The 12,364-nt window shown below is 67.5% G+C and carries 10 protein-coding genes; all 10 read left to right on the top strand.

From position 1 onward, the window contains the following. Positions 1-480 carry a hypothetical protein gene (locus AB0N14_RS13470; RefSeq protein WP_366025790.1) on the top strand — a complete coding sequence of 160 codons (480 nt, stop codon included), beginning with the start codon at positions 1-3 and terminating at the stop codon, positions 478-480. Beyond that, a complete protein-coding gene (locus tag AB0N14_RS13465) occupies positions 477-950 on the top strand; it encodes a hypothetical protein (RefSeq protein WP_366025789.1) in 474 nt (157 codons plus the stop codon). Before AB0N14_RS13470 ends, AB0N14_RS13465 begins: the two co-directional genes overlap by 4 nt. A gap of 8 nt (positions 951-958) precedes the next feature. After that, the gene (locus AB0N14_RS13460; protein WP_366025788.1) at positions 959-1,408 is read left to right on the top strand and encodes a phage tail assembly chaperone; all 450 of its coding nucleotides are present in this window, start codon (positions 959-961) and stop codon (positions 1,406-1,408) included. A gap of 139 nt (positions 1,409-1,547) precedes the next feature. Beyond that, positions 1,548-6,266, top strand: coding sequence for a phage tail tape measure protein (locus AB0N14_RS13455; RefSeq protein WP_366025787.1), 4,719 nt, complete (start codon positions 1,548-1,550; stop codon positions 6,264-6,266). After that, positions 6,263-7,726 carry a hypothetical protein gene (locus AB0N14_RS13450; RefSeq protein ID WP_366025786.1) on the top strand — a complete coding sequence of 488 codons (1,464 nt, stop codon included), beginning with the start codon at positions 6,263-6,265 and terminating at the stop codon, positions 7,724-7,726. The genes AB0N14_RS13455 and AB0N14_RS13450 overlap by 4 nt, the downstream gene beginning before the upstream one ends. Positions 7,727-7,739: 13 nt before the next feature. Continuing rightward, positions 7,740-8,810: a DUF5047 domain-containing protein gene (locus AB0N14_RS13445; protein WP_366025785.1), complete on the top strand. Its 1,071-nt coding sequence runs from the start codon at positions 7,740-7,742 to the stop codon at positions 8,808-8,810. After that, positions 8,810-9,646, top strand: coding sequence for a hypothetical protein (locus tag AB0N14_RS13440; protein ID WP_366025784.1), 837 nt, complete (start codon positions 8,810-8,812; stop codon positions 9,644-9,646). The genes AB0N14_RS13445 and AB0N14_RS13440 overlap by 1 nt, the downstream gene beginning before the upstream one ends. A 683-nt stretch (positions 9,647-10,329) precedes the next feature. After that, positions 10,330-11,094 carry a hypothetical protein gene (locus tag AB0N14_RS13435; protein WP_366025783.1) on the top strand — a complete coding sequence of 255 codons (765 nt, stop codon included), beginning with the start codon at positions 10,330-10,332 and terminating at the stop codon, positions 11,092-11,094. A gap of 5 nt (positions 11,095-11,099) precedes the next feature. Continuing rightward, positions 11,100-11,498: a hypothetical protein gene (locus AB0N14_RS13430; protein WP_366025782.1), complete on the top strand. Its 399-nt coding sequence runs from the start codon at positions 11,100-11,102 to the stop codon at positions 11,496-11,498. A 70-nt stretch (positions 11,499-11,568) separates the two neighbouring features. Then, positions 11,569-12,363, top strand: a complete 795-nt coding sequence (locus AB0N14_RS13425; protein WP_366025781.1) for a hypothetical protein — start codon at positions 11,569-11,571, stop codon at positions 12,361-12,363. The last annotated feature ends 1 nt before the right edge of the window (position 12,364 follow it).

The raw sequence follows: 12,364 nt of genomic DNA, 5'->3' as shown, positions 1-12,364 counted from the left end.
ATGCCTGCCACCCCGATCGCGTCCACGTCCCGGTACATCCCGCCGGGTACGACCCGCTACTACTGGGTCGCCTCCATCTCCAACTACCAGTCGCCGACACGGGCGGAGTTGAACGCGGGCACCGACCTGACGGGCGAGATCTCCGCCGTGTCCGGGTTCGCCACGAGCAGCGACCAGCAGGACACCCCGGACCTGGGTTCCCGCTTCGTGTCGAAGATCCCGGGCCGTATCCAGGCGGAGGATTCCAGCATCACCATGTACGCGTCGTCGACGTCGTCGGATGCGCGGACCCTGATGCCGCGCGACACGACCGGCTACATCGTGATCCTCCCCGAGGGCGACATCACCGGGCAGAAGATGGACGTGTTCCCGGTCAAGGTCACCGGCGTCCCGAAGAGCCGTGACGTGGAGAACCCGGCGGCGATGACGTTTCAGTTCGCGATGACCCGCGTCCCGGCCGAGAACGTCACCATCCCGTGAGTATCCGCCTGCAGGATGGCGGGGATCTGCGGCGGATCAGCCGTGAGCTGCGGCGCATGGACGACAAGGAAGTCAAGAAGCGCTTCCGGACAGAGCTACGCGCCGCAGCCAAGCCGCTCGTACCCAAGGTGCGGGCGGCCATCCGGCAGATCCCGTCCAAGCGTGGCTACAGCCCCGACGGGCTGCGCGGCGCCCTGTCGAAGGCAACCAAGCTCGAGGTGAAGACGACCGGCAAACAGGCGGGCGTCGCGATCCGTGTGGATGGGCGGAAGATGCCCTCCCACATGAAGTCCTTGCCGTCGATGGTCGAAGGCAAGAAACGATTTCGGCACCCTGTCTTCGGCAACCGCAACGTTTGGGTCACCCAGACGTCGCACCCCTACTTCTACAGCGCCCTCCGCATGGCGGGGCCCGTCGCACGTCGGGCCGTGAACCGCGTCCTGGACGGCATCAGCAAAGACATCTCCTGAGGAGCACCATGGCCCTGTCCCGTGACGGCATTCTCGGCGCCGTCGACATCCAGACCGAGAAGGTGTTCGTGCCCGAGTGGGGCGACGACGTCATCGTCCGCGGCCTGACTGGCGAGGAGCTCGACGCGTTCCAGGGCTCGATCCGCCAGTTCCGGCCCACGTTCGACGGCAAGGGCATGGAACCGGTCCTCGTCCAGGACAACATGCGGGCGAAGCTCCTCGTGAAGTGCCTCGTTGACGAGGCCGGGGAGCGCCTGTTCACCGACCAGGACGCGTCCGCGCTCGGCGCGAAGAACGGCGCGGTCATCGACCGCCTGTACGACGTCGCGTCCCGCCTGTCCGGACTCTCCGAGGAGGAGAAGGCGCAGATGGAGGGAAACTCCGAAGCGGCGACGGACAGCGGCTCTTCTGCTTCGTCCTCGCCCGAGACCTCGGATGCACCGTCGCTGAGCTCCTGAGGCGGATCTCCGCTCGCGAGCTCGCCGAGTGGGAGATCTTCTACCAGATCCGAGAAGAGCAAGAGGCGGCGGCCGAGAAAGAGGCTGCCGAACCGAAGCGCAACTGGCCATGACAACTCGCTGACCGAGGGGAGGCGTCATGGCGTCTACCGGCATCATCTACCGTCTCGTCGCCGTCGACGCGGCCTCACGCACCTTCGGGCAGATCGGCCGTGCCGCCCGCAGCACGGACTCCATCATGGGCAAGCTCGGCAAGACGGCGAAGATCGCAGGCGAGGCGCTCGTCGGGGGCCTGGCGGCCGGCCTCGCGGAGTCGGCACGCCAGGCGACCGAGTTCCAGTCGGAGATGACCAGGATCTCCACGCAGGCCGGCGCCACAGCGAAGGACGTGCGGGTCCTCTCGGATCAGGTACTGAAGTTGGGGACGACGACCCAGCAGGGCCCGCAGAAGCTCGCCGAGTCCCTGTACCACCTGAAGTCGGTGGGCATGGACAACGTGTCGGCGATGAAGGCGCTGAAGGAGGCTGCGGATCTGGCCGCGGTCGGGCATGCCGACTTGGAGCAGACCACCAACGCTCTGGCGGGCGCGTGGCGGACCGGCATCAAGGGCGCCACTTCGTTCCATGAGGCTGTCTCGACGGTGAACGCGATCATCGGCGCGGGCAACATGTCGATGGAGCAGTTCAACGCGGCCATCGGCACCGGAATCCTGCCCAGCGCCAAGGAATTCGGCCTCTCCCTGAAGCAGGTCGGCGCCGCCTTGGCGCTGATGACGGACGAGGGCATCTCGGCGGACTCTGCGGCGACGCGGCTGCGCATGTCGTTCTCGCTGCTGGGCGCTCCGTCGGGGGCGGCGGAGAAGCAGCTTGCGAAGATCGGCCTGACCGGTCTGCAGCTCGCGGACGCAATGCGTGGCAAGGACGGGCTTATCGGCGCGATCCAGATGCTGAAGGATCACCTCGATGCGTCCGGGCTGTCGGCGTCGCAGCAGTCCCAGATCCTCAGCAGGGCGTTCGGTGGGGGCCGTTCTTCCAGCGGCATCCTCCTGATGATCAACAACCTGGATGTGCTGAAGAAGAAGCAGGACCAGGTCAACAAGTCGACGGGCAAGTTCGATGACGCGGTCACGATGCAGAGGCAGACCGCCGAAGCCCAGTGGAAGCTCCTCACCTCGAACCTTGAGGTCATGAGCGTCCGGATCGGCACGAAGGTGCTGCCGCCGCTCACGCGCTTCGTGCAGTTCCTGTCCGAGACGGCGATGCCCGCCGCCGCCCGGTTCGGCCTGTCGATGCGCAGCCTCATACCCGTCGACAGGATCAAGCAGGACATCGGCACCGCGAAGGGCATGGTCGACGACTTCCTCACGGGCCTCGGCGTGCTCGACAAGAAGCCCGCACCGAAGACGGGCATCGACAAGTTCCCCACGAGCATTTTGGGGCCGGGCACTGGTGCGCCGCATCTCGGGTCGGGGCAGACGTCCCCGGGCGGGGGGCCGGGCAAGCCGCTGCCTCCGCTGCCGCATGGCGGGTCTGGGTCCGTCGGCCCGATTGGCGGCGTCCAGGGCCCGCCCCTTCCGACGATGCCGCACGGCGGGTCCGGGTCGGTGGCGCCGCTGATCACCCCGAAGGCCGCGCCGCCGAAGAGCGCGGCCGAGAAGTTGGGCGAGACGATCCGTAAGGCTGTCACTGGCGGTATCGCGGCCGTGAACTGGTCGAAGATCGGCGAGCAGTTGGGGGGTGCCCTCGGCACGGCCTTCCAGTGGGTTGCGAAGAACGCGGGCAAGCTCGGCGAGCAGCTGGCGAAAGCGCTCGGCGGCCTCGACTGGGTCGACATCGGTAAGCAGGTCGGCGGCCACGCCTTCGGGTTCGCGATTGGTTTCATCAGCTCTCTCGGAGCCGACCTGTTCAGCCCCGATTTCTGGAAAAAACACTGGTGGGACGCTGTCGTCGCCGCGTTGAGCTTCGTCGGTGTCGGCAAGATTGCCGGACCCCTCGGCAAGATCATCAGCAAGATTCCGGTCCTGCGGATGTTCGAACCGCTGATCGGCAAGATCGGCAAGCTGACCAAGCCCTTCTCAGACGCGTTCGACAAGCTCATGGGGTTCATCGGTCGCCACTTGGGCAAGGGCTTCGCCCGCGTCTTCCCTGACGCGGCGGCTTTCATCGAGCGGGAGGGCGGTCTACTGACCACGCGCCTCGGCGTGTGGGGCCTGGATCTGCTGGAGAAGGGCAAGAACGCCGCCAAGCTCCTCGGCAACGGCATCAGGGACGGTGCTGGCTGGGTCATCGCCAAGATCGGTGAGCTGATCAGCTACACGCTCAAGCCGTTCGTGAAGGTGGGCGGCTGGCTGTATGGCAAGGGCAAGGACCTCATCCGCGGCTTCCTGTCCGGAGCCTCCGACGTGCTAAACGGCATCGGAGGCTGGATGAAGGGGCATCTGGTTGACCCAGTCGTCAACTGGGTGAAGAGCCTCTTCGGCATCCACTCCCCATCCACGGTGTTCGCATCCATCGGCAGCGACCTGATCTCCGGCTTCAAGGTCGGCCTGTCGGGCGCAGCGAAGGGCATTGGTGGCTGGGTGTGGGGCACGGTCGGGGCTCCGGCCGTGGGTGCCTTCAGCAACGCCGGGTCCTGGCTGTGGGGCAAGGGCCGCAGCTTCGTCGGCGGCCTGACGGGCGGCATCGCCAACCGGGCCAAGGGCATTGGTGGCTGGGTGTGGGGCACGGTGGCTGGGCCGTCCATCGGCGCTTTCAAGAACGCCGGAACGTGGCTGTGGTCCAAGGGCGGCGCCCTGATCTCCGGCTTCAAGTCCGGCATCGGCGGCACGATGAAGGGCATCGACGGCTGGATCAAAAGCACCATCGTCGACCCGGTCGTCGGCGCGGTGAAGCGCTTCTTCGGGATCAAGAGCCCTTCCCGGGTCTTCATGTCGATCGGCGGCCACCTCGTCAGCGGCCTCATCAAGGGCATGGCCCGCACCAACGGAACAGCGATCGCGCAGCGCGTGTTCGGCTCCATGCCGAAGGCGCTGGCAGCTATCGCCAAGAAGGGCCTCGTCTCCATCTCCAGCCTGCCCGGCAAAGCCCTCAAGGCGCTCGGCGGGCTCGGCAGCGACCTACTCGGCGCCCTCGGTATCGGGGGCGGCGGCGGGGGAGGAGGCGTCAACCGCTGGTCCGGGCTGGTCGCGTCGGTGCTGTCCATGCTCGGCGCGCCCGCCTACGCGCAGGGTGCCGTCCTGCGGCGAATCGAGATCGAGTCGGGCGGCAACCCGAACGCGATCAACCTGACGGACATCAACGCGAAGGCCGGGCACCCGTCGCAGGGCCTCATGCAGACGATCCCGTCCACGTTCGCCGCCTACGCTGGACCGTTCCGCTCCCGCGGCATCACCGACCCGCTCGCCTCGATCTACGCGGGCGTCAACTACGCCATGCACCGGTACGGCGCGAACTGGATCAACGTGATGACCCGGCCCGGCGGCTACGCCAAGGGCACCCGCGGCGCCGCGAAGGGCCTGGCGTGGGTCGGCGAGCGCGGGCCCGAGTTGGTCAACTTCAAGGGCGGCGAGGACGTCCTCAGCCACCAGCAGTCCATGGCATTCGCCAAGACCCACGGCATCAAACTGCCCGGCTACGCGTCCGGCACGATCGACAACGCCGCGGACCGGGTCAGGCGCGACCGTCAGGCAGTCGAGGACGCAAAGGACGCCCTGTCGCGCGCGCGGCGCCGGCACAAGGGTGAAGCGGCGGCACAGAAGCGTCTCCAGGCCGCGGAGAAGGAGCTGAAGGCCGCAGAGATCGCGCTCAGGAACGCGCAGCGAAGCGCGAAGTCATCCATTGCCAACACGATCGCGACCGGGCTGCAGAAGACCCTGGCGACGGGCACATCGTCCGCGATCGCCTCGGCTATCAAGAGCCTGGCGACCAAGCTGCTCAACTCCGGCCACGACTGGCTCGCCGGATACGTCCAGAGGCAGGGCGGCGCCCTCGAATCGCTCGCGGCGAAGAAGGCGAGTATCCAGAGCCAGATCAACGCGGCCAACCAGTACGCATCCGATCAGGCTGGGAAGATCAACGACTTCCTGAACATTTCGGGGACGTCCGCGGCGGATGTCCGTTCCCTCATCTCGCAGATGGTCGGCCAGCAGAAAACCGCGTCCGGCTTCGTCGCCTTGTCCGGCCAGCTGAAGGCGCGCGGTGCCAGCAAGGAACTCCTGCAGGCGTTGTCCGATGCCGGTCCGGGCAGCCAACTCGCGTCCATTCTCGGCGCGAAGGACGTCACGACGCAGGACATTGCCAAGCTGAACAGTCTGGTCAAGTCGGGCAGCAGCCTGGCCACGTCCTTCGGCAAGGACATGGCCGACCTGATGTACGACTCCGGGGCACAGGCTGGGAAGGGCTTCCTCGCCGGCCTCAAGGCCCAGGAGGCGGCGCTCACCAAGCAGATGGCGAAACTTGCCGCCGACCTGGTGAAGGAGATCAAAAAGATCCTGAAGATCAAGTCTCCGTCGCAGGTGTTTCGTGACGAGGTCGGCAAGCAGGTTGTCCTCGGCATGGCCCACGGCATCGACCTGCACGGCCACCTCGTCGGCAGCGCAGCCCAGCGTCTCGCCGACACTGCCGCTGGCGTGTCCATGCGCCGCCGCTACGTGCCGACCGCAGCCAACGGCCGGAACGACGGAGACCAGGAAGAGGTCTGGGCGAGGCTGGTCGCAGCAATTGAGGCATCCGGCAGCAACGTGCATGTCCACTTCAACGACGACCGCCTGCGCGACCTCATCGACGTCCAGGTCAAACCGAAAATCAAGGCGTCCGAGGACCGCCAGGCGGCCCGGGCAAAAGTGGGGAGGCGTGGGTGACGATCTCCTATGTGAACTCCGGCGTCACGACGGGCCACCCCTACACCGTCACCCCGCCGTATTTCGCTGCACCAGCGGCGGGTCAGCTCGGCATTCTGCAGGTCGTCTCCGGTCATCCCAACGACAACGTCCCCAGTACGCCGTCCGGTTGGACGCTCGCCGGATCCTTCAGCGGGGGCGGCGGGACCTTCAGCAGCGGTACCGGGCCCCGCAGGCTGACCTACTTCGTGCGCGTGATGACGGGCGGCGACACGCCGCCAACTACGTCAATCCCGTCCGGCAGTGCGGGCAGCGCCATCGCCGGAACGATCAACATTCTCTCCCGCAGCGCGGGCACGGGCTGGCGCTGGACGACCAGCTTCGGCGACGACCAGACGTCCGGCACCGCCTTCTCCGCCGCCGGGGCGACGTCCCTGACGTGGAAGCCGGGCGACTTCGCATGGATCAGCTATGCCCTGCCGCTGTCCACGGTCACACTGTCCGCGCAGGCCGTGGCCGCGGCCGGTGTCACATTCGGCGCCGTAAGCAGCCGGTACACCATCGCGGTGGCAACCGGAAACGGGCTGTGTACCGCCGCAGCGAGCGCTTCGGTGTCCTCCGGGTCGGCCACGGCCGCCCCGACCGTGAGCGCCACCTTGTCCGCTGCCACCACCGGCGTCGCCGGGGTGCTGCGGATCCGCGAGGCCACCTCGGACGTGAACGCGGCCCCGCAGTCGGTGTTCCCACCCAGGAACCTGGTGTCGGTCACGGGGCTTCTCGCGGACGACGTCACGTCGGTGACGGTGTACCGGCAGGTCGGCACCGACCTCACCCCGGTACGTGCGGCAAGCGGCATCAACGTGACGGGGCAGTCGTCGCTCCTACGCGTGGACGCCGAGCAGCCGTTCGGGGTGTCACTGAACTACGCGGCCATCCTCACCGACGTCTACGGCCAGCAGTGGACCGTCTACTCGGGGCCCATCACGTCCACGGTCACCAGCGACGTCATCTCCGATGCGATCCGCGGCGTCGGGGCCGCAGTGAAAATCGAGTCGCCACTGGAGAAAAAGCGCGACCGCGACGCCACGCAATTCAACGCGGGCGGTCGGATCGTCGTCGTGGGCCGACCCCGCTCCGCAGCCTCTTCCACCATCACGGTGCGGACCGAAACCGATCAGGACGGCGACGCCCTCAACGACATCCTCGACAACGCCACCGACGGCGTCATCCTGCTGCGAAAGCAGACCTCGATGACGCGCCTCGACGGCACTTATGCCCTCCTCAGCGACAACGAGGCACCCACCTGGTACGACGAATACAGGTGGTTCACCCTCGACGTCGTCAAGGCCGACGACTGGGCTGACGTGCTCGAAGCGGCCGGGTTCACCCTGCAGGACATCGCGAACAATTTCAGCACCCTCGCCGACATCGCTAGCTTCTTCACCACGCTGCTGGCGATCGCACAATACGACTTCGGGTGACGCCATGCTCGACATGTCGACAACAGCGCTCGCCGTCGTACAGCGCTCCTTCACCATGCTCGTCCGCGCCGAGTCATGGCTGGACGGCAACCTGCTCGCCGCGGACATCCCCGTCGCCGACGGCAACGAGGACCGCGACCGCTCCCTCAACATCCCTGAACGCATCACCCTCACCGTTCCGCGCCGCGACCGCGGATACAACTGGGACCCCGGCGCCGACCCAAGCCACCCACTCGCCGCCTACGGGCAACAACTCCACATCTCCTACGGCGTCGACATCGGCGGCGGCGACTTCGAATGGATCGACCGCGGCTGGTTCCTCATCACCGAATCCAACACCGACGGCGACACCGTCACCGTCACCGCACAGGGCCTCCTCACCCTCATCGACGAAGCGAAGTTTGCGGCACCGTTCCAGCCGTCGGGGACCTTCGTCTCCACAGTGCGATCCCTCGTCGAACCCGCGCTGACCGTCACATTCGACGGGCTGCTCACCGACCGGTCCGTCCCGGTGGGCATGCAATGGGACAACGACCGGCTCGGCGGCCTCACCGAAGTCCTCTCCGCATGGGCGGCCGACGCCTACGTCACCGCCGACGGCACCCTGTTCGTGGAACCCCTCACAGACGACGGGACTCCCGTGCTGTCCCTCACCGACGGCACCGGCGGCACCGTCATGCGCTGGCAGGGCGCCACCAGCCGCGACGGCGCATTCAACGTCGTCGTCGCCCAAGGCGAAGACGGCGTGGGCAACCAACTCCAGGGCGTCGCCTACGACGACGACGGGCTCAGCCCCTACCGGTACGGCGGACCCTTCAACCCGCTCCCCGTCCCGTACACGTTCTCATCACCGCTGCTGACGACCGTCGCGCAGTGCCGCACAGCCGCCACCGCGAAACTCCTGCAACTCCGCCGCACCGCCTCACGCAGACTGGGGGTGACCATGGTTCCCCACCCCGGCCTCATCACCGGCGACATCATCTCCGCCACCGGTGCCGGGCTCACGAACGCGCCGTGCGTGATCGAGTCCATGTCCCTGCCGTACTCGCCGGGCGAAATGACCCTCTCCGTGAGAGTCCTCTGATGGCGGACTGGGCAGACACCCGGGTCTCCCTCGCCGGACAGGGCGCGCTCGTCGGAGTCGCCATGACCGCATCCGCGGCAGGAGCCTGTTTGGCGAACGTCGCCGGAATCCAGGTCACGGCCCGAGTTGTGACGGGCATCAGCATCGCCGCCGGCAATTCGATTCTCGTGCTGCGGCGCGGCAGCGTGTACTGGGCGATCGCAACGCTCGGGCCTGCACCCGCCGTACCCCCGTCACTGCCGTCGACCGGCCAGGACACCGGCAGCACCCCGCCACCGCCCAGCGATCCCGCCCCCACACCAAAACCCACCGTCACCACGGGCACGCTGGTGTGCCCGCCAATAGCCACGTCGACTTGGCGGGACGGCAGCTGGCGCACCGACATCGGCAGCTCGACGTCGGCGGACACCTTCCAGGGCCGCTACGGCGGCAGCGGCTTCGGACGGAACAGCGGCTTCGCCTTCTACGGTTCCAAACCGCGCAGCATCGCCGGGGCCACCGTCACGAAGGCCACCGTGCGGCTGCGCCGGCTGACCTCCGGCGACTACGGCCAGCGGTCGCCGACGCTGCGCCTGGTCACGCAGTCCACCCGCCCGGCCGGATTCCCGACGCTCAACGAGTCGACTACCGGTCCGGTGCTCGGCGTCGTCTACCAGGTCAGCCCCTGGGAGACGACCTTCACCATCCCCACCTCCTGGGGGCAGGCCATGGTCGACGGCACCCGCGGCGGCCTCGCCATCAACATCAGCTCCGACGATCCCTATATCCGCCTCGCCGGACGCGGTTCCTGGTCCGCCGCGTGGACCTTGACGCTCTATTGGCGCCGCAGTTCGTGAGAAAATAGGGGAAGCGGGACCGCCCGATGTGTCACCACCGTGCGGCCCCTAACCCACCGTCTCGATTACGGCGAGAGGCAGGCTATGCCTGAGCGTACATGCGACATTGACGGCTGTACCGCGAGACACTTCGGGCGAGGGTTGTGCGCGAAGCACTACCAGAGACTGCGACTGAGGGGCACCACAGACGATCCAGTCCGCGAGGCACGTACTTGCTCGATCGATGGCTGTAAGCGTCCCCACCGTGCTCGCGGGCTTTGCAATTCCCACTACGAGCGTCAACGGCTCGAAGGTGATCCCGGAACAGACCCCATCGGGCGCTTCGGTGCTCGACACCCGCAGTGGACTGGCGCCAACGTCGGCTACTTCGGGCTGCATTCTCGAAATGAGCGCACGCGAGGGAAAGCGAGCGCGCACAAGTGCAGCCATTGCAGTGGACCAGCCTTGCAATGGGCTTACGATCATTCGGATCCAGAGCCGAAGCGGGATCCTGAAACCGGATCCGAGTACAGCCTCGACCTGAGTAGATACATGCCGCTCTGCGCCTCCTGTCACAAGATCTTCGACGGCTACGGCCGGGCGGGAACTTCCGCTGCGACGGGAGAGCCGAGCTAACAACCCTTCCCAAAAGGCCCCGCATATTCGCGGGGCCTTTTGTATGCCAGCCCCTGGAGGCGCAGTTCATGAGCCAGACCACCGGCAAGGGGCTTATCTACCCCGAGTCGAGCGACAACGCCCGCATCTGGGAGTGGATGCAAAGCCTCGCTACCAGCGCCGACGCGGCGATCCCCGGCTCCGTCGACGTGCAGGTGTTCACCGCCTCCGGCACGTGGACCCGCCCGGCAGGCGCGCTGTGGGTCGTCGTCGAAGTCCAGGGCGGCGGAGGCGGCTCCGGCGGATGTCCAGCCACAGACTCCACGCACGCCGCCTGCGCAGGCGGAGGCGGGGGCGGAGAGTACGCCAGAGGGATCTTCACTGCAGCAGCCGTCGGCACCAGCCAAGCCGTCACCGTCGGCGCGGGCGGCTCCGGCGGCGCAGCCGGCCAGAACAATGGGAACAGCGGAGGCACCAGCAGCTTCGGCTCCCTGATCACTGCTGTGGGCGGCAGCGGCGGCCTCGGCGGAGCATCCACGACGAGCAGCACGGTCACCAACGGCGGCCTGGGCGGCACCGGCGGCACCGGCGGCAACCTCCGCGTACAGGGCAGCGACGGCGGGAACGGGCCGGTCGTCAGCCTGGTCCCCATCAAGGTCAACAACGGTGGAGCGAGTTTCCTGGCCGGCCAGCGCCGCGCCACCACCGTACTCACAGGACAGAGCAACGGCTTCGACGGCTACACCTACGGCGGCGGAGCGGCGGGCGCGTCGAACGGCGCCCAGACCAACAGCGCCGCATCCGGCGGCAAAGGCGGCGACGGCGTTGTCATCGTCACCACCTACAAGGCGTGACCCGGATGACACCCACCGAAAGCGAGCCGGCGAGCGATTCGCCAGCCCCGTACACGACCGAGGTCCGGGACGCATCGATCGTCGAACAGTGGGACGTACCGTCACGCATTTACCGCCGGTACGAGTGCGGACAATTGGTGGAACAGCGTCCGTTCACCGACGCCGAGAACGCGAGCGCAGACCAAGCCATCGCCGACGACGCGCGCCGCGCCACCCAAGTCGCGCTCCTGGAACGGGCACGCGAGGACCTCGCCGCCAACCAGGCATACCTCGACGCCGTTGCTTCGGGCGGCGTCACTATCGACGACGCCATGGCGCAGGTCGCCGAACTCACCCGCCAGGCACTGGGCTTTGTCCGGCTCACAGTCGGCGGCAACCTCCTCGACCATACCGACGGCGGGTGACCGCACCCACCGCCCCGCCCCCACCGTCCACCAGCCCCTTTCGGGGCTTTTTTCACGCCCGGGAGGGCTCTTGCACACCCTGATATACGAGCGCTCCGACCGCAGGTTGGGGCGCCATGTCGAGCACGATCCGCTGTCCCTGCGGTACGCGCACGGTGTCCTGCCGAAGTCGGCGATCCGCACGGTCGACTGGAAGCGCCGGGCGCCCATCTTCGACCAGGGGCGACTCGGCAGCTGCACCGGCAACGCGGCGGCCGGCCTGCTCGGCACGGACTGCGCCGCGCGCCCCGGCCTCACCTCGGTCGAGATCAGCGGCAACATTCTGCCGGTCGACGAAACCCTCGCCGTGCAGGTCTACTCGCTGGCCACCCAACTCGACAGCATCCAGGGCGCCTACCCGCCCGACGACACCGGCAGTTCAGGGCTCGGCGCCGCCAAGGCGCTGAAGCAACTCGGCCTGGCCACGTCGTACAAGCACGCCTTCAGCCTCTCCGCGCTCCTGTCCGCCCTCCAGACCGGGCCCGTCATGGTCGGCACCGTGTGGCTGGAGTCGATGTTCAACGTCGACACCAGCAACGGCTACGTGAAGGTCGACCGCAGCTCCCAGGTGGCCGGCGGCCACGAGTACGTCCTGTCCGCCTACGACGCCTCCGTCGGCGCCCTCCGCATCGACAACTCCTGGGGCGAATCGTGGGGCGTCAAGGGGTCCGCCTGGATCACCACCGCCGACGCGCAGTGGCTCCTGTCCCAGCAGGGCGACGTCACCGTACCCATCTGGGCCACCGCACCCGCACCGGCACCCGCCATCACCGCCGAAGACCTCGCGGCCGACATACGCGGCCTCCTCGCAGCGAAGGGAGTCTGAC

It is taken from the genome of Streptomyces sp. NPDC051104 (assembly GCF_040682835.1).
GTDB classification, from domain to species: domain Bacteria; phylum Actinomycetota; class Actinomycetes; order Streptomycetales; family Streptomycetaceae; genus Streptomyces; species Streptomyces cynarae.
This window is presented reverse-complemented; position numbering and strand designations above follow the sequence as displayed.